Origin of the sequence: Paraburkholderia bannensis NBRC 103871 (assembly GCF_000685015.1) — a bacterium.
Lineage (GTDB): Bacteria > Pseudomonadota > Gammaproteobacteria > Burkholderiales > Burkholderiaceae > Paraburkholderia > Paraburkholderia bannensis.
The window spans coordinates 562,674-587,417 of sequence record NZ_BAYA01000004.1 but is presented as its reverse complement, the minus strand read 5'-3'; the positions used below and the strand labels follow the sequence as shown (position 1 = coordinate 587,417).

Annotated in this window: 26 protein-coding genes; 15 read left to right on the top strand and 11 right to left on the bottom strand. The window is 66.5% G+C overall.

Translation table 11 applies throughout. From position 1 onward, the window contains the following. Positions 1-6 precede the first annotated feature (6 nt). The 5 genes from BBA01S_RS40610 to fliE form a co-directional block, all read right to left on the bottom strand. On the bottom strand, positions 7-390 hold the full coding sequence (locus BBA01S_RS40610) for an EscU/YscU/HrcU family type III secretion system export apparatus switch protein (RefSeq protein WP_084161989.1): 384 nt from the start codon (positions 388-390) through the stop codon (positions 7-9). After that, on the bottom strand, positions 387-1,892 hold the full coding sequence (gene fliK / locus BBA01S_RS08725) for a flagellar hook-length control protein FliK (RefSeq protein WP_027816087.1): 1,506 nt from the start codon (positions 1,890-1,892) through the stop codon (positions 387-389). Before fliK ends, BBA01S_RS40610 begins: the two co-directional genes overlap by 4 nt. 170 nt (positions 1,893-2,062) lie before the next feature. Further along, positions 2,063-2,395, bottom strand: a complete 333-nt coding sequence (locus BBA01S_RS08720; protein ID WP_027816086.1) for a flagellar protein FliT — start codon at positions 2,393-2,395, stop codon at positions 2,063-2,065. After that, complete coding sequence (gene fliS, locus BBA01S_RS08715) at positions 2,392-2,838, bottom strand: flagellar export chaperone FliS (RefSeq protein ID WP_027816085.1); 447 nt, start codon at positions 2,836-2,838, stop codon at positions 2,392-2,394. The genes BBA01S_RS08720 and fliS overlap by 4 nt, the downstream gene beginning before the upstream one ends. A 152-nt stretch (positions 2,839-2,990) precedes the next feature. Further along, positions 2,991-3,332: a flagellar hook-basal body complex protein FliE gene (fliE, locus tag BBA01S_RS08710; RefSeq protein ID WP_027816084.1), complete on the bottom strand. Its 342-nt coding sequence runs from the start codon at positions 3,330-3,332 to the stop codon at positions 2,991-2,993. A gap of 321 nt (positions 3,333-3,653) precedes the next feature. On the opposite strand from fliE, the gene fliF reads away from it, so the two are divergent. The 15 genes from fliF to BBA01S_RS08635 all read left to right on the top strand — a co-directional run bounded on the left by fliF (position 3,654) and on the right by BBA01S_RS08635 (position 17,020). Next, positions 3,654-5,444, top strand: coding sequence for a flagellar basal-body MS-ring/collar protein FliF (gene fliF, locus BBA01S_RS08705; RefSeq protein WP_027816083.1), 1,791 nt, complete (start codon positions 3,654-3,656; stop codon positions 5,442-5,444). Continuing rightward, a complete protein-coding gene (gene fliG / locus BBA01S_RS08700; RefSeq protein ID WP_027816082.1) occupies positions 5,434-6,429 on the top strand; it encodes a flagellar motor switch protein FliG in 996 nt (331 codons plus the stop codon). The genes fliF and fliG overlap by 11 nt, the downstream gene beginning before the upstream one ends. Further along, complete coding sequence (gene fliH, locus BBA01S_RS08695; RefSeq protein ID WP_027816081.1) at positions 6,422-7,111, top strand: flagellar assembly protein FliH; 690 nt, start codon at positions 6,422-6,424, stop codon at positions 7,109-7,111. Before fliG ends, fliH begins: the two co-directional genes overlap by 8 nt. Next, positions 7,105-8,748, top strand: coding sequence for a flagellar protein export ATPase FliI (gene fliI, locus BBA01S_RS08690; RefSeq protein WP_027816080.1), 1,644 nt, complete (start codon positions 7,105-7,107; stop codon positions 8,746-8,748). The genes fliH and fliI overlap by 7 nt, the downstream gene beginning before the upstream one ends. A gap of 40 nt (positions 8,749-8,788) precedes the next feature. After that, the gene (fliJ, locus tag BBA01S_RS08685) at positions 8,789-9,238 is read left to right on the top strand and encodes a flagellar export protein FliJ (RefSeq protein WP_027816079.1); all 450 of its coding nucleotides are present in this window, start codon (positions 8,789-8,791) and stop codon (positions 9,236-9,238) included. A 140-nt stretch (positions 9,239-9,378) separates the two neighbouring features. Then, complete coding sequence (locus tag BBA01S_RS08680; protein ID WP_027816078.1) at positions 9,379-10,905, top strand: flagellar hook-length control protein FliK; 1,527 nt, start codon at positions 9,379-9,381, stop codon at positions 10,903-10,905. Positions 10,906-11,249: 344 nt separating this feature from the next. Then, the gene (gene fliL, locus BBA01S_RS08675; protein WP_027816077.1) at positions 11,250-11,753 is read left to right on the top strand and encodes a flagellar basal body-associated protein FliL; all 504 of its coding nucleotides are present in this window, start codon (positions 11,250-11,252) and stop codon (positions 11,751-11,753) included. 45 nt (positions 11,754-11,798) lie between these two features. Next, positions 11,799-12,797 (top strand): flagellar motor switch protein FliM, encoded by a 999-nt coding sequence (gene fliM / locus BBA01S_RS08670; protein ID WP_027816076.1) that lies wholly within the window; start codon positions 11,799-11,801, stop codon positions 12,795-12,797. Beyond that, positions 12,790-13,317, top strand: coding sequence for a flagellar motor switch protein FliN (fliN, locus tag BBA01S_RS08665; RefSeq protein ID WP_027816075.1), 528 nt, complete (start codon positions 12,790-12,792; stop codon positions 13,315-13,317). The genes fliM and fliN overlap by 8 nt, the downstream gene beginning before the upstream one ends. After that, positions 13,314-13,892 (top strand): flagellar biosynthetic protein FliO, encoded by a 579-nt coding sequence (fliO, locus tag BBA01S_RS40605; protein WP_084161987.1) that lies wholly within the window; start codon positions 13,314-13,316, stop codon positions 13,890-13,892. Before fliN ends, fliO begins: the two co-directional genes overlap by 4 nt. 60 nt (positions 13,893-13,952) lie before the next feature. Continuing rightward, positions 13,953-14,771, top strand: a complete 819-nt coding sequence (fliP, locus tag BBA01S_RS08655) for a flagellar type III secretion system pore protein FliP (RefSeq protein ID WP_042296505.1) — start codon at positions 13,953-13,955, stop codon at positions 14,769-14,771. Positions 14,772-14,782: 11 nt separating this feature from the next. Next, positions 14,783-15,052, top strand: a complete 270-nt coding sequence (fliQ, locus tag BBA01S_RS08650) for a flagellar biosynthesis protein FliQ (RefSeq protein WP_027816073.1) — start codon at positions 14,783-14,785, stop codon at positions 15,050-15,052. A gap of 55 nt (positions 15,053-15,107) precedes the next feature. Beyond that, the gene (gene fliR / locus BBA01S_RS08645; RefSeq protein WP_027816072.1) at positions 15,108-15,899 is read left to right on the top strand and encodes a flagellar biosynthetic protein FliR; all 792 of its coding nucleotides are present in this window, start codon (positions 15,108-15,110) and stop codon (positions 15,897-15,899) included. A 183-nt stretch (positions 15,900-16,082) separates the two neighbouring features. After that, positions 16,083-16,700 (top strand): type VI secretion system amidase effector protein Tae4, encoded by a 618-nt coding sequence (locus BBA01S_RS08640; protein ID WP_027816071.1) that lies wholly within the window; start codon positions 16,083-16,085, stop codon positions 16,698-16,700. Then, the gene (locus BBA01S_RS08635; RefSeq protein WP_027816070.1) at positions 16,697-17,020 is read left to right on the top strand and encodes a hypothetical protein; all 324 of its coding nucleotides are present in this window, start codon (positions 16,697-16,699) and stop codon (positions 17,018-17,020) included. The genes BBA01S_RS08640 and BBA01S_RS08635 overlap by 4 nt, the downstream gene beginning before the upstream one ends. Positions 17,021-17,180: 160 nt before the next feature. On the opposite strand, the gene flgL is transcribed toward BBA01S_RS08635, so the two are convergent. From flgL to flgH, 6 genes are all read right to left on the bottom strand, one after another. Beyond that, a complete protein-coding gene (flgL, locus tag BBA01S_RS08630; protein ID WP_027816069.1) occupies positions 17,181-18,422 on the bottom strand; it encodes a flagellar hook-associated protein FlgL in 1,242 nt (413 codons plus the stop codon). A 14-nt stretch (positions 18,423-18,436) separates the two neighbouring features. Further along, positions 18,437-20,455 carry a flagellar hook-associated protein FlgK gene (gene flgK, locus BBA01S_RS08625; RefSeq protein ID WP_027816068.1) on the bottom strand — a complete coding sequence of 673 codons (2,019 nt, stop codon included), beginning with the start codon at positions 20,453-20,455 and terminating at the stop codon, positions 18,437-18,439. A 321-nt stretch (positions 20,456-20,776) separates the two neighbouring features. Beyond that, positions 20,777-21,532 (bottom strand): flagellar brake protein, encoded by a 756-nt coding sequence (locus BBA01S_RS08615; RefSeq protein ID WP_027816067.1) that lies wholly within the window; start codon positions 21,530-21,532, stop codon positions 20,777-20,779. A gap of 328 nt (positions 21,533-21,860) precedes the next feature. Next, entirely contained in the window at positions 21,861-22,868 is a 1,008-nt protein-coding gene (gene flgJ, locus BBA01S_RS08610) for a flagellar assembly peptidoglycan hydrolase FlgJ (protein WP_027816066.1), read from the bottom strand. 11 nt (positions 22,869-22,879) lie between these two features. After that, positions 22,880-24,079, bottom strand: a complete 1,200-nt coding sequence (locus BBA01S_RS08605) for a flagellar basal body P-ring protein FlgI (protein WP_084161985.1) — start codon at positions 24,077-24,079, stop codon at positions 22,880-22,882. Further along, positions 24,073-24,744, bottom strand: a complete 672-nt coding sequence (flgH, locus tag BBA01S_RS08600; protein WP_027816064.1) for a flagellar basal body L-ring protein FlgH — start codon at positions 24,742-24,744, stop codon at positions 24,073-24,075. Before flgH ends, BBA01S_RS08605 begins: the two co-directional genes overlap by 7 nt.

The following is a 24,744-nucleotide window of genomic DNA, read 5'->3' as shown; positions in this document are numbered from 1 at the left end:
GCCCTTTCAGCCCTTGAGTGCAGGGAAGCGGAACGGATTGACCGTCAACGCCTTGGCGTCGGGCGTCCTGGCTTGCGGCGACGGATCCTGTGCCTGCTTTTCGGCGATTTTCGCGTTGAGGTCTACTGCTTCTAGTCCATGCAGCCACGCGAGCAGTTCCGCCACGGCCTGATAAAGCTGCGGCGGAATCTGCGAGTCCAGATCCACCTGCATCAGCAGCGACACCATTTCCGGCGCCTCGTGCACGTAGAGGCCAGCTTCCCTCGCGCGCTGCACGATCATCTCGGCGACGAGGCCATAGCCCTTCGCGACCACGCGCGGCGCGCCGTCGCGCGAGGCGGGATCGTCGTAGGCGAGCGCCGCGGCGCTCTTGCGGCTTGTGCGGCTCATTCGCGCTCCCAATCTGTCGTGGCGGTGGTCGCGGAGGCCGCGGCGTGCGCCGTGGGCGCTTCCTGCGCCGGGGCCGCGGCGTTGCGCGCGTAGGCATCGGCGGCGCGCGCGGCGTCGGCGGCGCTCGCATGTGGCGACAACCCGCCGATCTCGCGGATCGACAGTCCGGCGAGCGACAGGCCGAGCGCTTCCAGCCGTCCACGCAGCGCTTCGCTGTTGTCGGTGAGGCGTTGCGCGCCGCCCGGGCTCGCCTGCACGCGCACTGCGAGCGTCGCACCGGTGAGCGTCAGCTCCGCATCGACGGTGCCCAGCGACGGCAGCGACAGCGTGAGCCGCGTATGCCACGGCGTCGCGTCGTCGTCCGGGTCGCGGCCGCCGTGCGGATCGCGCGCGTCGTAGTCTTCGGGCTGAATCGTCCAGTCGAGACGCACGCCCGGCCACGCCTCGCCAGTCCAGCGAAATTCGCCGGTTGCGAGCAGGTCGAGCTGCTGGCGCACCAGCGGCAGCAGCGACTCGTGCACGCCGACACCCGCGCCTGCGCCGCTCGCTACATGGACGGGCGGCAACAGCGTGTCGCCAAGCGCAGCCGCCGTGCCGCGCGCATTGTCCTGCGCGAATGCGGCGGCGCTGGCTTGCGCGCCCCGCGCGAAGGCGGCGGCTGGCTGCTGCTGCGCGCCCTGCGCGGCATTCGCCGCCGCGCGCGCGCTCTGCTGGCCCGCACTGGGCAGGTCAGTCCAGAAGACGTCATCGATATCGTCGGCGGCGTCGTGCCAGTCGAGCGGCAATTGCGAGCCGCCGGTCAGCCGGTTCTGCGGCTCGTCGGCGAGATCGCCGGGCGTGCGCTGGCCGCGCAGCCATTGAGCCAGATGGGATTCGTAGAACAGGCCGCTGGTCGCGACGGTCTGCGCCAGCGATGCGGCAAGCGCGGCAACCGGCCCCGATTGCGCCGCGAGCGCGACGCCTGCTGCGTTCTGCGCGCCTTGAGCCGTACTGGCTTGCGCGTTCTGGGCCGTCTGTGTGGCGGAGCCGTTGGCGCCATTCGCGCCATTGGCTCCATCGGCGCCTTCTAGATCCTGCGCACCGCCCGCCAGCCCAGCCTGAGCTTCGAGTTCGGCGAGCAGCGCGGCTTCCAGCGCCTGTGCGGCGGCGCTCGCGGAATTGGAATTCGTGAGCCCCGGCAACGGCAGCGTCTGCGCGTCGCCGCTTGAGGCATCGGCTTCGGGATCGGCCCAGACGGGCGCGCGGCCCACCACGGCGGGCGTGGCCTCGCCGCCCGAACGGATGATCGCGTCGAGCGCCAGCGCGACCGCCGACAGCACGGTCTGCGCCGATGCCTGCGGCGAGTCGGCGGCGCTTTGCGCGTCGGGCAGCGTGACGGCGCCGCCCGCGAGCGCCGAAACGCCCGTCTGCGCGGTGCCGGCGCTGCCTTGCGCGCCATTGGGGCCAAGCGCCCCTATGCGGCTCGCGAGCAGCGACGCGGCGCTGGTGTCGATTCCGTTCATCCGGAGCGTGGGCCTGGTCTAGCGCCGCGCGAGCCCGTCAATGCGGGCGGCGGCGCGGCTTTATTGTGTTTGCAAAGCGGAAAACGAGCCGTCCTGACCTGACGCACCGAAGACGCGGTGCCGGGGCGCAGAGGTCGATACAAAACCCCCAGCGCAACCCCAGCACAGCCTCAGCGCGCCCCGTACATCTCCTGCAACACTCTTGCAGGGTGCGCGGTGCCGTGAAAGAGCGCCGACAGGCGCGCCATGCACGGGCTGGCGAGGTCGCGGATCGCAGCGTCGTCAGCGAGAATCTGCCGGATCAACTCGAATTTGCGCGTCCGTTCGGCGATGGTCAGCCGCACGCCGAAATCGGCGTCCTTGAGCGCGTCAACGAGGTGCCGGTATTCCTCCTGAAGGCCAATCAACTCGTTCCAGTGTGCGTCGCGCGCGGCACTGAGCATCTGCCCCGAAACCGTCGCGATTGCTTCGTAGTGGGCGAAGTAGTCTTGTTTCGAACTCATCTCGTCAGTGAGCCGGACGATGGCCCGGAGGCCTGTGCGGCCATCCTTGCCACTTCCGGCGCAATCCCCAACCAGGCTTCCTCGAGCGTTGCCAGCAGGCCATCGACTTCGACCAGCATGGACTCGCTCTGTTGAATATTCGCTTCCAGGAGGCGTCGCGTCATGTAACTGTAAAGAGCGTTCAGGCGCTGGGCGATTTCGCCGCCCGCCTCGACGTTCAACGCCAGCTGGAGCCCGCTTTCGACAATCCGGATCGCCTTTCCGATTGCCTCGCCACGTGGCCCCACGTTGCCCATCTGCAAGTGCATGCGGGCCTGCGCAATCGCCTTGCGCGCACCTTCATAAAGGAGCGCGATCAGCTTGTGCGGACTCGCGCCCATCACCCCCGTTTCGACACCGACGCGTGCATAGGCGTTGGCTCCAGACTGGGCAGGGGAAAACATCGGCGCTTCTCCTTCAAACGTGCGGCTATGGATACGGTGCATCCGGCCCTTTGCGTTGACGCGCGAGCCGGTTCTAGCCGGGTTATCGGAAGAAGAAGCGGGAAGCTTTAATGAACATGGCAGACGCACGCGTGGGGACGCGTTTTTTTTCCTTACACCTGGATCTGCATGATGTCGGTGTAGGCGGCGACAAGCTTGTTGCGGACCTGGAGCCCGAACTGGAAGCCGATATTGGCCTTCTGCATGTCGACCATCACGTCGTTGAGCGACACGTTGCTGGCCCCCAGCTCGAACGCCTGCGACTCGCCGACGGCCTTTTGCTGGTCGCCGCTGATCTTGTCGATGGACGCCTTGAGCGCCGAGGCGAATTCGCCCGCGGTCGCCGCGCCCGAGCTGCCATCGCTCGCCGCTGCGGCCGAAGCGCCTGCCGCCTGCGTGGCCATCGCCTGCATCTGCGCGAGGGCCGACGTGAGTGGGTTGACTGGCACAGTCATGATTACTCCACGATTAAGAGTGTGTGCATGGCGGGCGGCGCTCGGCCGGGTTCCGGCTCGACTCGTGCGGCCCCGGTCCGGCCCGCACGGTGAGCTGATCTCGCCCGTCAGACCCGGCCTGCATACACATTTCCGAGTCTGGTCGAGAGCATATCAGCGCGCTATTTCCGAAAGCCCCGAAACTAGGGGGAAAACCCGGCTCTATTCGCGCAATCGGGTTGCCACGGGCTCCGGATAATCCACTGTCGTGAAAGTCTCCGCCGCAAGCCTCGATTCCTGAGCCCCGGCGGGACATGCAAGTCTCCCGGAGATACCCGTCGCATGGATTCGTCTGCCAACTCTTTGATCAACCCCGACGCCCGCATGGGCCTCGCCACCAGCGGCGCCGCGACCGGCGCGGGCGGCGCCATGCCCGGCGCGGCGGAGGACCTCGGCGGCGGCTTCGCGCAGCGCCTGGGTTCGCTGTCGTCGCTGCGCAGCGTGCGCGGCAACCCGCGTGCGCCGCTCATCATCGCCGTGGCGGTGCTGGTCGCCGTGGTCGCGGGCCTGATCCTCTGGTCGCGCGCGCCCGACTACAAGGTGCTCTACAGCAACCTGTCGGATCGCGACGGCGGCTCGATCATCACCGCGCTGCAGGCCGCCAATGTGCCCTACAAGCTGTCCGAGACCGGCAGCGCCATCCTGGTGCCGTCCGACCAGGTCGGCGAAATGCGCCTGCGCCTCGCCCAGCAGGGCCTGCCCAAGAGCGGCTCGGTCGGCTTCGAGCTGATGGACAACCAGAAGTTCGGCATCAGCCAGTTCGCCGAGCAGGTGAACTACCAGCGCGCCCTCGAAGGCGAGCTGGAGCAAACGATTCAGTCGATCCAGAGCGTGAAGTCCTCGCGCGTACACCTGGCCATTCCGAAGCCGTCGGTGTTCGTGCGCGAGCGCGAAGCGCCGTCCGCGTCGGTGCTCGTCAACATGTACCCGGGCCGCGTGCTCGACGACGGCCAGGTCGCCGCGATCACGCACATGGTCGCGTCGGCCGTGCCCGACCTGCCGGTGCGCAACGTCACCGTGGTCGACCAGGACGGCAACCTGCTGACCCAGAGCACGACCAGCGCGGGTCTGGACGCCTCGCAGCTCAAGTACGTGCGTCAGGTCGAACACGACACGCAGTCGCGCATCGACCAGATCCTCGCGCCGCTGTTCGGCTCGGGCAACGCCCGCTCGCAGGTGAGCGCCGACCTCGACTTCTCGCATCTCGAACAGACTTCGGAAAACTACGGCCCGAACGGCAACCCGCAGCAGGCCTCGGTGCGCAGCCAGCAGCAGAGCATCGCCACCGATTCCGCGCAGTCGAGCGCGGGCGGCGTGCCGGGCGCGCTGTCGAACCAGCCGCCGCAGCCGGCCTCGGCGCCGATCGTCGCCCCGGCGGGCGCGAGCGGCGCAGCGGCTTCGACGCCGATCTCGGATCACCGCGACACCACCACGAACTACGAGCTCGACAAGACCGTGCGCCACTATCAGCAGGCCGCGGGCGACATCAAGCGCCTGTCGGTGGCCGTGATCGTGAACTATCAGTCGAAGGTGGACGCCAAGGGCCACGCGACGATGCAGCCGCTCGACGACAAGCAGAAGGCGCAGGTCGAGCAGCTCGTGAAGGACGCGATGGGTTACGACGAGAAGCGCGGCGACTCGGTGAACGTCGTCAACGCCGCCTTCCAGCAGGACGTCGACCCGAACGCCAACCTGCCGTGGTGGCGCCAGCCGGACATCCTCGCGCTCGCCAAGCAGGTCGCGACGTGGCTCGGCATCGGTCTGGTGGCCCTGTTCCTGTACTTCGTGATGGTGAAGCCGGCACTGCGCCGCGCCTTCCCGCCGCCGGCCCCGCCCGTGGCAGCCGCGGCCCTGGGCGCAGACGGCAGCGAGCCGCTGCTGCTCGACGGCCTGCCGCAGGTCGAGAAGATCGAAGGCACGGGCGGCGAAGTGGAAGGCGATCCGACCCTCCTCGCCCTCGAAAACGAGAAACACAAGTTTGAACGCAACCTGGAATTCGCCCGCAGCATCGCGCGCCAGGATCCGAAAATTGTCGCAACCGTTGTCAAGAGCTGGGTGAACGATGAGCGCTGAAGGAGCTGTGAAGAGCGCGCTGCTGCTCATGTCGATCGGCGAGGAAGAGGCCTCTCAGGTCTTCAAGTTCCTCGGGCCGCGCGAAGTGCAGAAGATCGGCGCGGCGATGGCCGCGCTGAAGAACGTCAAGCGCGAGGAAATCGACGTCGTGCTGCAGGAGTTCGTCAAGGAAGCGGAGCAGCACACGGCGCTCTCGCTCGACTCGAACGACTACATCCGCAACGTGCTGACCAAGGCGCTCGGCGAGGACAAGGCGGGCGCGGTGATCGACCGCATCCTGCAGGGCGGCGACACGAGCGGTATCGAGGGCCTGAAGTGGATGGACTCGGGCTCGGTCGCGGAACTGATCAAGAACGAGCACCCGCAGATCATCGCGACGATTCTCGTGCACCTCGACCGCGACCAGGCGTCGGAGATCGCTTCGTGCTTTACGGAGCGTCTGCGTAACGACGTGCTGCTGCGTATCGCGACGCTCGACGGCATCCAGCCGCAGGCGCTGCGCGAACTCGACGATGTGCTCACGGGCCTGCTGTCGGGCAGCGACAACCTCAAGCGCAGCCCGATGGGCGGCATCCGCACGGCGGCCGAGATTCTCAACTTCATGACGAGCCAGCACGAAGAAGGCGTGATCGAGAACGTCAAGCAGTACGACGCCGAACTCGCCCAGAAGATCATCGACCAGATGTTCGTGTTCGAAAACCTGCTCGACCTGGAAGACCGCGCGATCCAGCTGCTGCTCAAGGAAGTCGAGTCGGAATCGCTCATCATTTCGCTCAAGGGCGCCCCGCCTGCGCTGCGCCAGAAGTTCCTCGCGAACATGTCGCAGCGTGCTGCGGAACTGCTCGCCGAAGACCTGGACGCGCGCGGCCCCGTGCGCGTCTCGGAAGTCGAGGCGCAGCAGCGGCGTATCCTGCAGATCGTGCGCAACCTCGCCGAGAGCGGCCAGATCGTTCTAGGCGGCAAGGCAGAAGACGCTTATGTCTGACGAAGCAACCCGGGAGGCTGCCCAGCGGCGCGCGCGCTCGGCGTATCAGCGCTGGGAGATGGCGTCGTTCGACCCGCCTCCTCCGCCCCCGCCGCCGCCCACGCCCGACGAGGAAGCCGCGTTCGCCGCGCAGCTCCAGCGCCTGCGCGACGACGCCCATCAGCAGGGCCTCGCGTCCGGCCACGTGGCGGGCCAGGCGCTCGGCTACCAGGCCGGTTACGACCAGGGCCAGAAGCAGGGTTTCGAGCAAGGTCTCGAACTCGCGCGCGGCCAGGCGAACCAGCTTGCGCAGCTCGCCCAGCGTTTCTCGGACGCGCTTCAGACTGTCGAGGCCGGTGTCGCCGAGACGCTCGTCGAACTGGCGCTCGATATCGCACAACAGGTGGTGCGTCAGCATGTGCAGCACGACCCCACGGCGCTGCTGGCCGCGGCGCGCGAAGTGCTCGCCCATGAGCCGCAACTGAGCGGTTCGCCCCAGCTCGTGGTGAGCCCCGCCGACCTGCCGGTGGTGGAGGCGTACCTGATGGAAGACTTGCAGGCGCGCGGCTGGACGGTGCGCACCGACGCCACGCTGGAGCGCGGCGGCTGCCGGGCGCAGGCTGCGACCGGCGAAACCGATGCGGGCATCGCGACGCGCTGGGAACGCGTGTCGGCGGCGCTCGGCAAGGCACGGCCATGGTAAATACGTCCCTCCATCAGACCGTGCAGCAGGCCATCCACACGGGCGGCCTGACGCCGCTCGAACAGGAACTGGCGCTCGCGTCGTTCGGCCCCGCCGCGCACGACCCGGCGCAGACGGCTGCCGTGCTGGTGGGCGACGAGGACGCGTCGCCTGAAGCGCAGGCCGACGCGACGACTGACAAAGCAGAAGGCGTAAGCGCAGCGGCTGAAATCCCGCCCTACGTGCCGCCCGCGAATTACGACCCGAACAATCCGCACCTGGGCGTCTGGAACGCTCACCTCAACGCCGTGCGCGCGCGCAACGCCCTCGCGCTGCCGCTGCGCGGCTGCGGTCGCCTCACGCGCGCAGCGGGCCTCGTGCTCGAAGCCGTGGGCCTGCGTCTGGCCGTGGGCGCGGAAGTGATGATCGAATTGCCGCCGGGCAGCTCGCTGCCGATGGCCGAAGCCGAAGTGGTCGGTTTCGGCGGCGACAAGCTGTTCCTGATGCCGACCACCGAAGTCTCGGGCCTGTTGCCCGGCGCACGCGTCTGGCCGCGCGAAAGCGCGCCCATCGCCGACCCGAAAGCGGGCGCGAAGCGCCTGCCGGTGGGCTGGGGCATGCTCGGCCGCGTGGTCGACGCGTCGGGCAGGCCGCTCGACGGACTCGGCCCGCTCAATACGGAAGCCGACGCGCCGCTCACCGCGCCCGTCATCAACCCGCTGAACCGCGAGCCGATCCACAAGGTGCTCGACGTGGGCGTGCGCGCGATCAACGCGCTGCTGACCGTCGGACGCGGCCAGCGCATGGGCCTGTTCGCGGGCTCGGGCGTCGGCAAGTCGGTGCTGCTCGGCACGATGGCGCGCGCCACCAGCGCCGAAGTCATCGTGATCGGCCTGATCGGCGAACGCGGCCGCGAAGTGAAGGAATTCATCGAGCAGATCCTGGGCGAGGAAGGCCTCGCGCGCTCGGTCGTGGTGGCGGCTCCGGCCGACGTCTCGCCGCTGCTGCGCATGCAGGCGGCCGCGTACACGACGTCGCTGGCCGAATACTTCCGCGACCAGGGCAAACACGTCCTGCTGCTGATGGACTCGCTCACGCGTTACGCGATGGCGCAACGCGAGATCGCGCTGGCGATCGGCGAGCCGCCCGCGACCAAGGGCTACCCGCCTTCGGTGTTCGCCAAGCTGCCCGCGCTCGTCGAGCGCACCGGCAACGGCCCGGAAGGCGGCGGCTCGATCACGGCGTTCTACACCGTGCTCACCGAAGGCGACGACCAGCAGGATCCGATCGCCGATTCGGCGCGCGCGATCCTGGACGGCCATATCGTGCTCTCGCGCGCGCTTGCGGAAGCGGGGCACTATCCGGCCATCGATATCGAGGCCTCGATCAGCCGGGCGATGACCGCGCTGATCGACGACCAGCACCTGAACCAGACGCGCGCGCTCAAGCAGATGCTGTCGCGCTACCAGCGCAATCGCGACCTCATCAATGTGGGCGCGTATGTGACGGGCCGCGACGCGGTGCTCGACCGCGCGATCCAGCTTTATCCGCGCATCGAGGCGTTTTTGCAGCAAGGTTTCCGCGAATCGGCGGACTATGACCAGAGCGTCGGCATGCTCGGCGCACTGCTTGGCAATGGCGGAGCGGGCCGCGCTTGACATCCCTGACGCGCCCGTCCACTGAGCGAGGAATTTCGACATGACCCAACAGACCGCGTTGCAGACCCTCATCGGCCTCGCGCAGGACGACGTGGACGCCGCGACGCAGCGCCTCGGGCGCGTGCAGCGCGAGCGCGGCGAAGTCGAGCAGCAGCTCAAGGCGCTGATCGACTACCGCGAGGAGTATCACGTGCGCTTCACCGAGTCCGCGCGCGCCGGCATGGCGGCGGGCAATGTACGCAATTTCCAGGCGTTCATCGACACGCTCGACGCCGCCATCGAGCAGCAGCGACGCATGCTCGACCAGGCGACCCAGCGCGTGGAAGCGGCCAAGCCCGAATGGGCGCGCACCAAACAGAAACTCGGTTCGTACGAAGTGCTGCAGTCGCGCCAGGACGCCGTGCAGGCGCGCAAGGAAGCCAAACGCGATCAGCGCGATTCCGATGAGTTCGCGGCCCGCGCGCTGCGCATGCGGACTTCGCCGCTGTAAGGCTGTGTGCTTTTTGCAGTTGCCTGTGCAAGACCAGCAAGACCTGCAAGACCGAATCCAAAAATTGACGCCGGCGCCCGCATCGCATAGCGTGCAGGGCGTCGCGATTTACACCGATCAAGTTATCCGGGGCAGACCTCATGTCGCTTCTTTCCGCAGTCAGTTCGCTCTTCGGGGCCGTGGATCCCGCCACGAGCGGCAACGCCACCGCCAGCCAGGCGGACCAGGCGAGCCAGGGCTTCGCGCAGACCTTGCAGCAAAGCATGGCCGCGCAGGCCAGCCAGGCCAGCAGCAATAGCCAGCAGGCGATCCAGCAGCAAAGCTCGCAGGCCTCGCAAAGCTGGAACAGCGCCAGCAATGCCGCGCAGCAAAGCTCGCAGGCTTCGCAATCGTCGAACTCGTCGCAGTCATCGCAATCGACGCAATCCAGCCAGTCGAGTGCTTCGTCGGGCAGCGGGTCGACGCAAGGCACGAAGCACGCGTCGAAGACCGACCATCGCGCCGACGATGCGCGCGCGCAGCAGGCGCAAGCCGATGCGGCCGGCCAGTCGGCTGCCGCGCAAGCCCAGCAGGCGCAACAGGCCCAGCAGGCCGCGCAGCAAGGCCAGGATCCGTCGTCGAGCGACGACGGCAGCGACGCCAGCCAGGCCAGCACCGACGCCACGCTCGCCAGCGTCGCCTCGGCGGCGGCTGCCGCAGGTGCGAACGCCGCCGGCACGGCAGCGGACGGCTCCACGGCCACCGCAACGGCATCGAAATCGGCCAGCGACGCACTGACGGCCGCACTCAACACGCTGCGCAGCGGCGCGGCCACGCTGAACACGCGCGGCGCGGCGACCACGACGGACGCCAGCGCGGCGGCAGGCGGCGCGAACATCGCCAGCAGCTTCGCGACTCATTTGGGCACGCAGGCGAAGGCGAAGACGCTCGACACCGCCATCGACGACAAGAGCGCCAGCGCCGGTGCGGCCAAGACCGTGGCGGGCGCAACCACCGCCGCGACCACGCAGACCGCCAACGCGGCGCTCGCTGCGGCGGCGCAGGCAGGCACCCCGCAGACCGATACGTCGAGCGCGACCAACGCCGTGACCGATGCGCTCGCCGCCGCCCAGGCCGCCGCTGCTGCGGCGCAGGCGCAGGCCACCCAGGCCGCGACTTCGGCGACCAACCCGACGGCCGCCGCCGCCGCGGCATCGACCACGATTTCGGCGCAGGTGGGCACCCCGGACTGGGAAGATTCGCTCAGCCAGAAGGTCGTGTTCCTGTCGAACGCGCATCAAAGCTCGGCGGAACTCACGCTCAACCCGAAGGATCTCGGCCCGCTTCAGGTCGTGCTCCAGGTCGCGGACAACCACGCCCACGCCCTCTTCGTCTCGCAGCACCAGCAGGTGCGCGAAGCCGTCGAGGCGGCCCTGCCCAAGCTGCGCGAGCAGATGCAGGAAAACGGCATCGGTCTGGGCAGCGCGAGCGTCACGGACGGTTTCTCGCGCCAGATGAACCAGCAGGCGCAGCAGGACAGCGGCAGTGGCAGCGGTTCGGGCAGCTCGCGTTCGTCGCGCTCGGGCAGCGGCGGCCTGGCCTCGACGGGCGGGGTGGACGACGTGGCGAGCAGCGCCGCCACCACGGCCACGACGCGCACCGTCGGCCTGATCGACACCTTCGCATAAAGCAACAAAGCGGCAACCAGACGGCAGAACCCGGGCGGCCCGGCGCGATATTCGCTACGCGCCGCGCGCCGCCATCCTGCCCGCAAATACAAGGAAAGGCACGGGGCTCGCCCGCTCCCGGCCTTCCTGCTACGCTCCTCCCCCCATTCCCGCAGCATCGTTTGCCTGGCATCCCGCACAAAGCCACGAGATAGCCGGAAATCCCCCGTCTATTCTTCCCATCGCTGTAAGGCAAAAGCCGGAACAATGCAGGCTGCCGGAAGAAATGCGAGCGCCGCGCCGACAAGGCCTGGCCCGCGATCCGAACCCCGACGTAATCGAACGCACCAGATCCGCACACCGACATGGCGACCACGACCGCAAACCAGCAAGCCGCCCCGCAAGGCGCAAAACCCGGACCGCTGAAGCGCATCCTTCTTATCGCGATCATCGCGATCGTTGCCGCCGGCGCAGCCGGCGCGGGCGTGTGGTTCTTCATGTCGCGCCACGCCGCGAGCGCCCCGGCTGCTGCTGCCCCGGCGGCGCCTGTCGTGCCCGTCTACTACGCGCTGGAGCCGATGACGGTGAACCTCCAGTCCGACGATGGCGAAACGCATTACCTGCGTATCGGCCTCACGCTCAAGCTCGACAGCCAGGCGACCCAGGACGCGCTCGTCGCGCGCATGCCGGAGATCCGCAGCCGCGTGCTGCTGGCGCTTTCGAACAAGCATCCGTCCGACCTCGCGCCGCTCGACGGCAAGCGCACGCTCGCCGCCGAGCTCGCGAAACTGATCGCCCAGCCGTCCGATCCGCGCGCCGAACCGGCCAAGGTCGAGGACGTCCTCTTCACCGAATTCGTCGTGCAGTAAGACCATGCACAGCGCGCAGTCAACAGAGGACACGGCATCATGAGTATGGGGCACGACGAGTTCATGTCGCAGGAGGAGGTCGATGCCCTCCTCAAAGGCGTCACCGGCGAAGTCGATACGGAATCGAGCCAGTCTGAAAAGCAGGGCGTACGTCCGTACAACATCGCCACGCAGGAACGCATCGTGCGCGGCCGGATGCCCGGTCTCGAGATCATCAACGAGCGTTTCGCGCGTCTGTTGCGCGTAGGCATTTTCAATTTCATGCGCCGTACCGCCGAAATTTCGGTCGGGCCGGTGCGCGTGCAGAAGTACAGCGAGTTCACGCGTAACCTGCCGATTCCGACGAACCTGAACCTGGTGCACGTGAAGCCGCTGCGCGGCACGTCGCTGTTCGTGTTCGACCCGAATCTGGTGTTCTTCGTGGTGGACAACCTGTTCGGCGGCGACGGGCGCTTTCATACGCGCGTCGAAGGCCGCGACTTCACGCAGACCGAGCAGCGCATCATCAGCAAGCTGCTCAACCTGGTGTTCGAGCATTACACGACCGCCTGGAAAAGCGTGCGCCAGCTCAATTTCGAGTACGTGCGCTCGGAAATGCACACGCAGTTCGCGAACGTGGCGACGCCCAACGAAATCGTGATCGTCACGCAGTTCTCGATCGAGTTTGGCCCGACGGGCGGCACGCTGCACATCTGCATGCCGTATTCGATGATCGAGCCGATTCGCGACGTGCTGGCCTCGCCGCTGCAAGGCGAAGTGCTCGACGTCGACCGCCGCTGGGTGCGGGTGCTTTCGCAGCAGGTGCAGGCCGCCGAGGTCGAACTCACCGCCGATCTGGCGCAGGTGCCCATCACCTTCGAGCAGATCCTGAACATGAAGAAGGGCGATGTGCTGCCGATGAACGTTCCCGAGCACATTGTCGCCAAGGTGGACGGCGTGCCGGTTATGGAATGCGGCTACGGTATTTTCAATGGTCAATATGCGTTGCGGGTCCAGAAGATGATCAGCGCAGCCGACACGATGAAGGAAGGTGGATATGAGTGACATCAACGGTACGAGCGCTGACGAACCGGTGCTCGATCCCAACGGCCCGGAGGCCGCGGCGCAGGCAGCAGCGATGGAAGCAGCGATGGAAACCGCCGGAGCTGCAAATACAACGACGAGTGCAACGAGCACGGAAGACGAAATGGCGATGGACGATTGGGCTGCCGCACTGGCCGAGCAGAACAGCAACGACGTACCCGCAGCACAACCCGCGGCGGTGTTCCAGCCGCTGTCGAAGGTCGATCAGAACTCGACGCGCAACGACATCGACATGATCCTGGACATTCCCGTCCAGATGACCGTCGAACTCGGTCGCACCAAGATCGCTATTCGCAACCTGCTGCAACTCGCGCAGGGTTCGGTGGTGGAACTGGACGGCCTGGCGGGCGAGCCGATGGACGTGCTCGTGAACGGCTGCCTGATCGCCCAGGGCGAAGTGGTGGTCGTGAACGACAAGTTCGGCATCCGCCTGACGGACATCATCACGCCGTCCGAACGGATCCGGAAACTCAACCGATGAAATCGCAGGCCGTGGCCGCCATGTTGCGCAGAACTTTTGCTTACGCCTCAGTCACAGTGGTCTCGCTTGCCAGCGTCGCGGCTCACGCCGCCGACCTGCAAGCCGTGAACCAGGCGGCACATGCGGCTTCGGGCGCTTCGGCTGTGGTCACCGGCAGCGCGGTGCCGTCGCTCGGCTTCGGCGCGGTGCTGCAAACGGTGTTCGGCCTCGTGCTGGTGATCGCCGTGGTGTTCGCCTGCGGCTGGCTCGCTCGCCGCCTGGGCTTGCAGCACGGCCCGAAGAACGCGCTGGTCAAGACCGTGGGCGGCGCATCGCTCGGCGGCAAGGAGCGCGTGGCCGTGGTCGAGATCGGCGATACCTGGCTCGTGCTGGGCGCAGCGCCCGGCAGTGTGCGCCTGTTGCACACCATGCCCGCGGGCGAATTGCCGAACGCGGCCGGTGTTTCCAATCCGGCAGGCGCCGGCGGCCCCGCACTTCAAGGCAGCTTCGGCCAGCGCTTTCGTGACGCGCTGAAACACGAAGCGGGCAAACGGTTCAACCCGCGTTTCAGGCGCCCCGACGACGGAGCGCAGTAAATGCACGGCCGTTCCCTTTCCGACGCGGCGGCGCTCGCACCCGCCCGCGCTCACTCCACCATGATCGTGACGCCTCAATCCGGCTTCTTCTCGCGCTTCAAGGCGCGCCTTTCGCGCTCGGCCCTGCCGCTCGCGCTGCTGTTCGCGCTGACCGTGGTCGTGCTGATGCTGCCGCATCTCGCGCACGCCCAGGCCGCGCAGCCGCAGGGCCTGCCCGCATTCAACACGAGCCCCGGCCCGGGCGGCGGGACGACCTACTCGCTGAGCGTGCAGACGATGCTGCTGCTCACGATGCTGTCGTTCCTGCCCGCGATGGTGCTGATGATGACGAGCTTCACGCGCATCATTATCGTGCTGTCGCTGCTGCGCCAGGCGCTCGGCACGACGACCACGCCGCCCAACCAGGTGATCGTCGGCCTCGCGCTGTTTCTCACGCTGTTCATCATGTCGCCGGTGCTCGACAAGGCCTATAACGACGGCTACAAGCCGTTCGCGGCCGGCACCCTGCCGATGGACGAAGCCGTGACGCGCGGCGTCGCGCCGTTCAAGACCTTCATGCTGCGCCAGACCCGCGAGTCGGATCTCGCCCTCTTCGCGCGCATCTCGCACGCGCCGCCCATGCAGGGCCCCGAAGACGTGCCGCTCACGCTGCTGGTGCCCTCGTTCGTGACGAGCGAGCTGAAAACCGGCTTCCAGATCGGCTTCACGATCTTCATTCCGTTCCTCATCATCGACATGGTGGTGGCGAGCGTGCTGATGTCGATGGGTATGATGATGGTCTCGCCCGCGACGATCTCGCTGCCGTTCAAGTTGATGCTGTTCGTGCTGGTGGATGGCTGGCAATTGTTGATCGGCTCGCTCGCGCAGAGCTTCAGCTAAGGAGACACGCGATGACGCCCGAAATGGTCATGACCCTCTCGCACGAGGCGATGTACGTCGCGCTGATGCTGGCCGCGCCGCTGCTGCTCGTGTCGCTGGTCGTCGGCCTGGTGGTGAGCCTGTTCCAGGCCGCCACGCAGATCAACGAAAGCACGCTCTCGTTCATTCCCAAGCTTGCCGCGATCGCGGTGACGCTCGTGATCGCCGGGCCGTGGATGCTCACCACGATCCTCGATTACATGCACCGCATGTTCACGAGCATTCCCGCACTCGCGGCCTGAATCCGCGCTCGCGCGCACGGCATTGCGCCGGCGCGAGCGCTCTCCTCCTCACGCGATGTTCACCGTCACCTACGCGCAGCTCAATCTCTGGCTCACCGCGTTCCTGTGGCCGTTCACGCGCATCCTGGCGCTGATCGCGACCGCGCCCGTGCTCAACAACCGCTCGATCTCCACGCGCGTGAAGATCGGCCTGGCCGCGTTCATCACGCTGATCGTCGCGCCCACGCTCGGCGCGATGCCGCAGGTCACGGTGTTCTCGGCCGAAGGCGTGTGGATCCTCGTGAACCAGTTTTTGATCGGCGTGGCGCTCGGCTTCACGATGCAGCTGGTGTTTGCCGTCGTGACGGCCGCCGCCGACCTGATGGGCTCGGGCATGGGCCTGAGCTTCGCCTCGTTCTTCGATCCGCAGGCCAATACGTCGTCGCCCGCGCTGTCGTCGTGGTTCAACATGATGGCGATGCTGACGTTTCTTGCCTTCGACGGCCATCTGCAGATGATCGCCGCCATCGTCGAGACGTTCACGAGCGTGCCGGTCTCGGCCAATGTGCTCAACGGCAACGGCTTTCGCCTGCTGGTGGGCTGGGGCGCGATGGTGTTCAATTCGGGGCTGCTGCTCTCGCTGCCCGTGGTGGTGGCGCTGCTCATCACCAATATCTCGCTGGGCATCCTGAACCGCGCCGCGCCGCAGATCGGCGTGTTCCAGATCGGTTTCGCGGTGACGATGCTGGTCGGGCTGCTGCTGATCCAGTTGATGATGCCTAGCCTGATTCCGTATTTCTCGCGGCTGTTCGACAGCGGGCTCGATCAGATGGGGCGGGTCGCGGCGGCGTTGAAACCGCCGGGGTGAGCGCCGAGGGTCGGCCGCCCTCGCGTTCCAGGATTTTTCTGATATCTCCTTCGCACGGTTTCAATCGACCATGCGCGGACAGGTGAAGCCTCACCTGCCCGCGCCGTCCGCGCTTTTCCGCGCCCGGACGGCTTCTGCCATGCAATCAGAACGCGCTCGCGAAGCGAAGCCGGAGATCCGCAGATGCCGAACCCCCGCACCGTTGTCAGAACGAACAACATTCCCGGTTCAATCAAACACGTGCAGTTACGCGTCGTCACCTTCCAGGAGTTATGGGACGCGTATCCGTCGGGCAATCCTTACGACAATCCCGACTACAAGGATCAGTGCGCGATACGCATGAGCGTGATGTTTCATCGCGTAGGGATCGAGATGAAGTCGTTCACGGACAGGCTGATCAAGCCGCTATCGGGTCAGCCGACCATCGGGCGCATTCTGCTCGACGGCAAAGCCACGGCCACGCGCGCCGACGAACTCGCCGAGTGGCTGAAGTTGCAGCCAATGGCGAGTCTGCCCAAGCCCGAGGACATCACAGGTTCCGATTGGCAAGCGAAGATCAAGGGGCGTACCGGCATCATCCAGTTCTCGCATTACTGGGCCCGCAAGGGTGAAACCGACAAGAATCCGAGCGGTGGCCATATCGATCTGTGGGACGGCAGGCGTTTGACGGTCAGCAGTCCCTTCAATGCCGTTGCCACGGTGAGCCGGATGTTTGGCCGTAGCTCGTTTCTTCCTGGTAGCCTGATCGGCTGGTCTGACCTCGGGAAGTCCACGCGCATTCTCTTTTGGGCAATCAAGTGAAGCGTCTGTTCTACGCGGCCACTTTCGCGGCGCTCGGGATCTTGAGCCTGTGGTACTGGATGGCTGCCGACGCATTGATATGCCGTCGCTTTCCGCAGTTCTGCGAAGTCCACGGATGTCGGGATATCGACAAATGCCCGATCGGCTTCTGGGAGGGTGCCGCGTTTTTGGCCGTTCTGGCCGGCCCGCCGATTGTGTTTGGCCTTACGGCATTTTTGTTTGCGAAACGACAACGAAGCTGGCAGGGCTGGTCGGCGCTCTCGGGCGGACTTGTGACACTGCATTGGTCGATCATGCTGATCGACAGGCTCTTCGGTTGAAAACGCGACGCGATTCTGGCAATGGCCTCGCCGTCGTGCGCCGCCATGTAGGGTTCAAAGTAGGGTTCCCGCCCATCGCCCCCCAAAAACAAAAACGGCGGCAGGCCCAAAGGCCTGCCGCCGTTTTTTTCACCGTTAAACCGCTACAACAACCGCGCTATCAAGGATTGATGTACTGGAACAGCGAGAGCTGCTGCGTCGCCGCGAAGCTCTTTTGCGACGCCGACAGCGCGTTCGTGATCTGCTCGTACTGCGTGATCGCCGCCACCGTATCCGTGCTCACCAGATCGTCGAGATTCGACGTCACTTGCAGCGAATTCGTCGACGTCACGGTTTGCAGCGCCTTCACTTCCTGCTCGCGCCCGCCCACCGACGCCTGCATCGTAATCACGTTCGACGTCGAGTTGCCGATCTGCGTGAGCCCAGCCTGCAACGCGTTCTGCAGGTTCGCCGTCGCGCTCGGGTTGCCCGTCGCGGAGGTCTGCAGCGCGGCAATCACGCTGTCGATGCTCGAAAACACGCTGCTGTTCTGCGCCGCCGTGGCCGGCGTCACGCCAAACTTGTCGCCCGCGACCGGCGTGCCCGTGATCGTCACGTTCATGCCCGAGCCGAGGTCGATCGTGCCGCCATCCGTGTACGGCTGGTTCGAGGCGAGCGTCGTGGCCGGCGAAGTCGAGTTGTCGGTCACCGTGTAGGTGAGCGCGCCGCTCGTGCCGCCGAACTGGATCGACAGGTTGTGGCCGTTGGTCGCCTGGGTCGGGTCGGTCACCGTGACGCCGCTGATCAAGCCGGTGCCGGTATTGCCCGAATCGCCCGCGGCCACCGCCGACGTGCCCACCGACGACACGCTCTGGAACACCGCCGCACCCGTGTCGCTAATGGCGATCGAGCGCGAACCCGCGACCTGCACCGTGCGCTGGCCGAGGTCGCCGTTGTACGTCACGCCGCCGCCCGACTGGTTCGTGAAGACCTGCGACGTGCTCTGGTAGCCCGAGAACAGGTAGTTGCCCGCGCCGTCCGTCGTATTGGCGAGCGTGAGCAACTGGCTGCGTTCGCCTTGCAGCTGCTTGGCGAGCGCCTGGCGGTCGGAGTCGTTGAGCGAGCCGTTGATGGCCGACTGGATCTGCTGGCTCATCGCCTGCAGCGTGGTCGTCACGCTGGACAGCGTCGAGTCCTCCAGCTGCAGCGACGACAACGCCGTGTTCTGGTTCGCCGCGTACTGCGTGAGGTTGGCGCTCGTCGCCGAAAGCTGCACGGCCTGCGCCGCGCCGAGCGGATTGTCGGCCGGGTTCGAAATGGCCACGCCCGTCGAGATCTGCTGCTGGACGGCCAGCAAACTGGACTGCTGGTTTTCCATCGTCGAGAGGCTCGACGCGTAAATCTGGGAAGTCGCGATACGCATGGTTGGTCAGCGCCTCACTGGAAAATGCCGATCAGGGTCTGGAACAGCGAAGCCGCCGTCTGGATCACCTTGCTGTTGGCCTGATAGAGCTGCTGGTACTTGAGCAGGTTGGCTGCTTCTTCGTCGAGGTTCACGCCCTGCACCGACTGCTGCTGCGACGTCAGCTGGGTGACGAGCGAGGTCTGCGAGGTGCTCGACGCCTTGAGCTGCGCCGCCGTGTTGCCGATGGCGTTCACGTAGTTCGAGTACGCGTTGGTGAGCGTCTGCGAATCGGTAAACGACGTGCCCGAGGTCAGGTTCGCCAGCGCCAGCGCGTTGCGGCCGTCCTGCGTGCCGCTCGTGTTCTTGCCGATGGTGAACGTGTCGCCCGTCGACGGCGTGCCCGACATCGTGAAGCTCACGTTGTTGGTCTCGCCCGCCGTGCTCGACGTGATCGTGAAGGTCGCGCCCGTGCTCGGGTCGTAGCTCACCGGCGTGTCGCCCGCCGCGTCGATCGTGTAGGTCGTCGGCGTGCTGGAGCCCGGCACCGTGACGGACACCGTCGAGTTCGGCGGGAAGCCGGACAGCGTGCCGCCCGTACCGGACGTGGCCGCCGTATAGGTGAGCGTGGTGGTGGTCGAGGACACCGTGTAGCCCGCGCTCACCGAGCTGCTGGTGATGTTGGCCGTGCCCGCATTGCCGGTCGCGCCCGCGACCAGCACCGGCGCCGCCGCCGCGATTGCCGAAGGATCGCTCGTCGCGACACTGAAGCTGTCGAGTGCGCCCGCGGTCGGCTGGATCGCGTAGGAGTCGCCGTTGGCCATCGTGCCCGTCGAGGTGATCGACAGGCCCGCCGCCGTGAACGGATTGGTCGAGCTGGGCTGCGTGGTCGTCGTGCCGACCACCGTGTTGGTGCTCGAATCGGTCAGCGTCCAGGTGCCGCCGGCCGTGCTCGAATACGACAGCGTGTAGTTGTCGGTCGGCGGGCTGACGGCGTTGGTTAGCGTCGCCGCCACGGTCGCGCTGCCGGTGTTGTTGCGGTTGCCCGTGACGACCGGCGCGCCCACGTTGAACAGATTGCCGCCCGCCGAGCCGCTCAGCGTCAGGCCGAGCGAGTTCTGGCCGTTCACCTGCGCGGCAAAGCTCGTGGCGATCGCGCCAAGCTGCGATTCGGCCGGGTCGAGCGTGTTCTGCATGAACGACACGAGGCCGCCCACCGTGCCGCCCGTCAGCGCCGCGCTGGACAGAGACTGCGGCGAGCTGGTCGAGCCGGGCAGGCCTTGCCACGCGACCGTCAGCTCGGACGGATTGGTGTCGGACGCCTGGGTCGTGAGGTTGTAGTTCTGGCCGCTCACCACGAGCGGCTGGCCGTTGCCGAGGAACACGCTGTAGCCGCTGCTGTTCTGCACGACCTGCACGCCCACGAGCTGCGAGAGGTTCGAGACCGCCAGGTCGCGCTGGTCGAGCAGCTGGTTCGGCGACTGGCCCGACGCGCTCGCCGTGGCGATCTGCGTGTTGAGCTGCGCGATCTGCTGCGAGTAGGTGTTGATCTGCGAAACGGCGTTGGTGAGCTGCGTGTTCACGCTCTGGCGCAGCGAGTCGTACTGTTCGCCGGCCGCGTTGATCTGGTCGGCGAGCGTCTGCGCATCGGACAGCGCGGTCTGGCGCACCGAGCTGCTCGACGGCGAATTCGACACGTTCTGCATGCCGGTAAAGAACGACGTGATCGACGACGAGATGCCCGACGTCGGGCTGCCGACGAGATTCGCGAGCGACGTCGCCAGCGTGTACGACGCGGTGAGCGAGCTGTTGCTCGACTGCGCGTTGTTGAGCGCGGTCGTGATGTACTGGCTATACGCGCGCTGCACGGTCGCCGTGTTGACGCCGCCGCCGAGATAGCCCGAGCTGGTCGCCTGGCCATTCGCCTCGCTGTACACCGCGCTTTCCACGTTGTAGCCCGCGGTCGACGAATTGCTGATGTTCTCGCCGGCTGTGGCGATGCCGATCTGGGCCGCCTGCAACCCGGAGAGACCGATCGAGAAAATGTTGGACATGCGTAATCCTCGTGGACGGCCTGCCCGACGTCTCGGTCGGAGGGGCCGCGTGGGTGAACTTATGTGATAACGGCAGCGCAGCGCCGAAATTAAGCTGCGGTAAGGGAGAATTTCGCGGGGGAAACGTTTGGCATGAAGCGCGTGCTGCGCCCCGCCGTGCGCCGTGAAGCACAAGCATGGGTGGCGCATCGGCGATGCACGCGGCGCACACGAATGGCGCGCCGCGAAGTACGGCACGAGGTGCTGTACGAAGTACTGCGGATCGACCGCGAACCTGAAGCCAGGCGGCAGCCGCGATGGCCGCCGCCGCGGCGTTGCCGCTTAAGCGCGCTGGAACGCGCGGCGCTTCATTTCGAGCTGCGTGATGTAGCGCTGCAGGCTGTTTTCCGCGGCGCCAGGCAGCGTCTCGAAACGCAGGCCCAGGTGATAGCGGCGATCGCCGTTGGGCAGGTCGATGAAGCGCAGCACCACGAGCGCGAGATCGACGCGCAGCGTGCCGTGACCGCGCAGCTCCAGCTCCACGTCCACGAGCTTCAGGCCCATGTCGAGCGCTGCCGCGCGTTCGTCCGTCGTGCGCAGACCCAGGCCGCCCAGCGAGATGTCGTGCACCTCGAACTGGAAGCGCTGGCCGTCCATCGGCAGCGCGCCGCGCACGATGCACGGCTCCATCACCGGCGTATCGACGCGGAAATACTCGCGGCGCTGCACGTAGTAGAGCACTTCGGGGAACGTGGCTTCGAACGCGGGACGCCCTTCGAAGGTCGTTTCGCGCGGCATGCCGGTCGTGAACTCCACGCGCACGCCGTCCGGCGACGCGTGAAACTGGCATTCCTGGGTGCCGAGCACCTCGCGGTTCTGCTCGGACACCGCGCCCCAATCGAACGTGAAGGTGCGCTCGCGCGAGTTGACGTCGAGGATGCGGGTGACCAGCTGGCCCCCGCGATATTGCAAGGTCAGGAAATCGCCGCGATTGGCGAGATTGCGCAACTGCACCCCGACTTCGAGCGGATTGCGACGGCCATAGTCGGGGCTTTCGCCATCGACTTCTTCCTGTTGATTCGACTGAGCGGTATTCATCGGCCTGCCGGAATTTCGTGGACATGCCGGCGCGCCTCGGAAGGTGTCGTGACGCGCCGTCCGGGCGGTCTTCGCCGCCCCTGATTCTTTTGGATCTCGCCTGCATTAGCGGCAGACTAGCGCGGAAATTTAGGGTTTCGGCGTAAAAATTCTGTGTCCTGCGAATCCGTCCGGCGAACGCCGGGCCAGCTTCTTGCGCGATCTTGCTGCGTTTGGCCGCCAAATCACCACCAACGCCGCAACGGCAACGTTTGCCGCCGATAAGCGAAGCGCGCGACATATTATGCGCGGCGCGTAGGTATTTCAGGCGGGGATCAGGCCGCGGCCATCAGGCCATGCGCTGCATGATCGACATGAGCTTTTTCGCGTAATGCGGGTCGGTGGCGTAACCGGCGCGCTGCATGCCCTGGGCGAAGCTTTCGGCGCTGCGCGAACCGTTGATGACCGAGGCGTAGCGCGGGTTGCTCTTGAGCACGGTGGCGTAGTCGGTCATCGCGTCTTCGTACGAGTCGTAGGCGCGGAACTTCTCCACCACGCGATGCGGCGCGCCGTTCACGTATTCGGTCGTCATGGTCGACACCGTCTTGCCCGTCCAGTCCTTGGTCGCCTTGATGCCGAACACGTTGTAGCTGGTCGTGCCGTCGGCCTTCATGATCTCGCGCTTGCCCCAGCCCGATTCGAGCGCGGCCTGGCCGACGATGAAGCGCGCCGGGATGCCGGTCGAGGCGCTCGCCTGCTGCGCGCCGTTGGCGAGCTTGTTGACGAAGGCGTCGACCTTGTCGTCGCCGCTGCTGCGCACGGGCGGCGTGAGCGCGCTGTTCGCGTCCCAGCCCTGGCCCTTGCCGAGCGCGCCGTTCGCCGAGGCGTTGCCGTACGCGCGACCGAGCGCGCTCAACATCGCCATGTTGCCTTCGTTGCCGCTGCCGCCCGAGCCCGACAGGCCCTGCATCGCGCCGGCGATGCCGCCCGCGCCGCTTGCACCACCGGCGCCGCCGAGGCTGTTGGCGTCGCCGCCCATGCTGCGCATGAGCTGCTTGATCATGGCGTTGGCCACGCCAATGCCCTTGTTCGACATCTGCTGCGAGAGCTGCTGATCCATCATCGACTGGAACGTCGCGCCGTCGTTGGAATCGAGCGGGCCGTCCGAGGGCGTCGCGTCGCGCATGCTCTTGAGCATCATCTGCGTGAACACGGCGTCGAACTGCTTGGCAGCCGCCTTCACGCCCTGTTGCGGCGAGGCATTGGCCGCGGCGCGCATCGCGTCGAAGCCCTGCACGTCCAGCGCGAAGCGGTTCGTGAGATCGAGATTGCCGTTGCCGATATTCGAGTTATCCATTTTTCACGTCCTTAGATAATTTCGAGGTCGGCACGCAACGCGCCCGCCGCCTTCATTGCCTGGAGGATCGACATCAGATCCGCCGGCGTCGCACCCAGCGCGTTGAGCGCCTTCACGACTTCCGCGAGATTGGCGCCCGCCGTCACGAGCTTGAGCGCGCCATTGTCCTGCTTCAACTGGATCTGCGACTGCCGCGTCGCGACCGTCTGTCCGTTCGAGAATGCGCCCGGCTGGCTCACCGCCGTCTGCGTATTCACGACCACCGAAAGATTGCCGTGCGCCACCGCGCAGGATTCGAGCGTGACCATCTGGTTCATCACGATCGAGCCGGTGCGCGCGTTCAGGATCACCTTCGCCGCCGGCTGGGCCGGGCGCACGTCGAGATTCTGGATCTGCGCGATGAAGCCCACCTGCGACGCCGGATCGGCCGGGCCGTGCACCTGGATCGTGCGGCCATCGACCGCCGCCGCCGTGCCCGCGCCGAACATATTGTTGACCGCCGCCACGATGCGCTGCGTCGTGTCGTAGTCCATGTCGTTGACTTCCATCTGCAGGAGACCGCCCGGCTGCGAGACCGGCGACGGCACCGCGCGCTCGACGGTTGCGCCTGCCGCGATACGGCCTGCCGCAAGCTGGTTCACCTGCACCTTGCTGCCGTTGGCCGACGCGCCCGCGCCGCCCACCGCCACGTTGCCCTGGGCCAGCGCATAGACCTGGCCGTCCGCGCCCTTGAGCGGCGTGAGCAGCAGCGTGCCGCCGCGAATGCTCTTGGCGTTCGCGAGCGACGACACCGTCACGTCGATCTGTTCGCCCGGACGCGCGAACGGCGGCAGCGTCGCCGTCACGATCACGGCCGCGACGTTCTTGAGCTGCATGTTGTTGAGCGTCTGCGAGGAACCGCTTGAGCTCGACGTGTTGTTGATCGAGATGCCCAGGTTCGCGAGCATGTTCGCGAGCGTCTGCGTCGTGAACGGCGCCTGGGTCGTCTGGTCGCCCGTGCCGTCGAGACCCACCACGAGGCCGTAGCCGATCAGCGGGTTGTCACGCACGCCCGCGAACGAGACGAGGTCTTTCACGCGCTCCGCGCGCGCGGGCGTGGCATACGTGAGCAGCGCCGAGCACACGACCACGAACCCTGCCAGCACGCCGAAGGCGGTCAGCAGGTCTTTCACGCGCGAGCGGCGCGTGCGCTGGAAACGGATCTTTACCATGGCGCGACATTCAGGAAAAAGCGTTGCAGCCAGCCCATGGTCTCGGCCTCGTCGATTACGCCTTTCGCGGAGTATTCGATCTTCGCATCGGCGACATCGGTCGAGAGCACGGAGTTGTCTCCGGCAACGGTGTTCGGGTTCACGACGCCGGAGAAGCGTACGAATTCATTGCCCTGGTTGATCAGCATCTGCTTTTCGCCCGATACCACCAGGTTGCCGTTGGGCAGCACGTTCGTGACCGTCACGGTGATGACGCCCGTGAACGTGTTGGAGGCGTTCGCGCCGCCCGTCGCGTCGAACTGGTTCGCGCCGGTGGCCGAGAGGTTCGCGCGCGAGAAGAAGCCCGGTGCGAAGCCCGCGGTCGGCACGTTGAAGCTCGTGCTGCCGCCACGCTTGGTGTTGGCGCCCGAGGACTTCGTCGCGTTGATGTTTTCGGAGATGACGATGGTGAGGATGTCGCCGGTATTGCGCGGACGCTGGTCTTCGAAGAGCGGACGCCCCACGTAGCCCGGGTTGTAGATCGAACCCGGCGAGGTGTTCATCGGCGGCTGCGGCGGCACGGCCGTCATCGGCTGCTGCACGATCGGCTGCCGGTTCGGGATATAGGCACAGCCCGCCAGCGCGGCAAGCACGAGGGACGCCGTCGCCATCGCGGCGCGCGGCAT

Excerpts from the sequence above, each read along its gene's own strand:
- fliN (WP_027816075.1), top strand. The coding sequence starts at position 12,790 with ATGAGTGACATCAACGGTACGAGCGCTGACGAACCGGTGCTCGATCCC.
- fliO (WP_084161987.1), top strand. The coding sequence starts at position 13,314 with ATGAAATCGCAGGCCGTGGCCGCCATGTTGCGCAGAACTTTTGCTTAC.
- BBA01S_RS08615 (WP_027816067.1), bottom strand. The coding sequence starts at position 21,532 with ATGAATACCGCTCAGTCGAATCAACAGGAAGAAGTCGATGGCGAAAGC.
- fliS (WP_027816085.1), bottom strand. The coding sequence starts at position 2,838 with ATGTTTTCCCCTGCCCAGTCTGGAGCCAACGCCTATGCACGCGTCGGT.
- flgJ (WP_027816066.1), bottom strand. The coding sequence starts at position 22,868 with ATGGATAACTCGAATATCGGCAACGGCAATCTCGATCTCACGAACCGC.
- BBA01S_RS08640 (WP_027816071.1), top strand. The coding sequence starts at position 16,083 with ATGCCGAACCCCCGCACCGTTGTCAGAACGAACAACATTCCCGGTTCA.
- BBA01S_RS08605 (WP_084161985.1), bottom strand. The coding sequence starts at position 24,079 with ATGGTAAAGATCCGTTTCCAGCGCACGCGCCGCTCGCGCGTGAAAGAC.
- fliM (WP_027816076.1), top strand. The coding sequence starts at position 11,799 with ATGGGGCACGACGAGTTCATGTCGCAGGAGGAGGTCGATGCCCTCCTC.
- fliK (WP_027816087.1), bottom strand. The coding sequence starts at position 1,892 with ATGAACGGAATCGACACCAGCGCCGCGTCGCTGCTCGCGAGCCGCATA.
- flgH (WP_027816064.1), bottom strand. The coding sequence starts at position 24,744 with ATGCCGCGCGCCGCGATGGCGACGGCGTCCCTCGTGCTTGCCGCGCTG.
- fliJ (WP_027816079.1), top strand. The coding sequence starts at position 8,789 with ATGACCCAACAGACCGCGTTGCAGACCCTCATCGGCCTCGCGCAGGAC.
- fliQ (WP_027816073.1), top strand. The coding sequence starts at position 14,783 with ATGACGCCCGAAATGGTCATGACCCTCTCGCACGAGGCGATGTACGTC.
- fliP (WP_042296505.1), top strand. The coding sequence starts at position 13,953 with ATGATCGTGACGCCTCAATCCGGCTTCTTCTCGCGCTTCAAGGCGCGC.
- flgK (WP_027816068.1), bottom strand. The coding sequence starts at position 20,455 with ATGTCCAACATTTTCTCGATCGGTCTCTCCGGGTTGCAGGCGGCCCAG.
- flgL (WP_027816069.1), bottom strand. The coding sequence starts at position 18,422 with ATGCGTATCGCGACTTCCCAGATTTACGCGTCGAGCCTCTCGACGATG.
- fliH (WP_027816081.1), top strand. The coding sequence starts at position 6,422 with ATGTCTGACGAAGCAACCCGGGAGGCTGCCCAGCGGCGCGCGCGCTCG.
- fliE (WP_027816084.1), bottom strand. The coding sequence starts at position 3,332 with ATGACTGTGCCAGTCAACCCACTCACGTCGGCCCTCGCGCAGATGCAG.
- BBA01S_RS08720 (WP_027816086.1), bottom strand. The coding sequence starts at position 2,395 with ATGAGTTCGAAACAAGACTACTTCGCCCACTACGAAGCAATCGCGACG.
- fliG (WP_027816082.1), top strand. The coding sequence starts at position 5,434 with ATGAGCGCTGAAGGAGCTGTGAAGAGCGCGCTGCTGCTCATGTCGATC.
- fliL (WP_027816077.1), top strand. The coding sequence starts at position 11,250 with ATGGCGACCACGACCGCAAACCAGCAAGCCGCCCCGCAAGGCGCAAAA.
- BBA01S_RS08680 (WP_027816078.1), top strand. The coding sequence starts at position 9,379 with ATGTCGCTTCTTTCCGCAGTCAGTTCGCTCTTCGGGGCCGTGGATCCC.
- fliF (WP_027816083.1), top strand. The coding sequence starts at position 3,654 with ATGGATTCGTCTGCCAACTCTTTGATCAACCCCGACGCCCGCATGGGC.
- BBA01S_RS40610 (WP_084161989.1), bottom strand. The coding sequence starts at position 390 with ATGAGCCGCACAAGCCGCAAGAGCGCCGCGGCGCTCGCCTACGACGAT.
- fliI (WP_027816080.1), top strand. The coding sequence starts at position 7,105 with ATGGTAAATACGTCCCTCCATCAGACCGTGCAGCAGGCCATCCACACG.
- fliR (WP_027816072.1), top strand. The coding sequence starts at position 15,108 with ATGTTCACCGTCACCTACGCGCAGCTCAATCTCTGGCTCACCGCGTTC.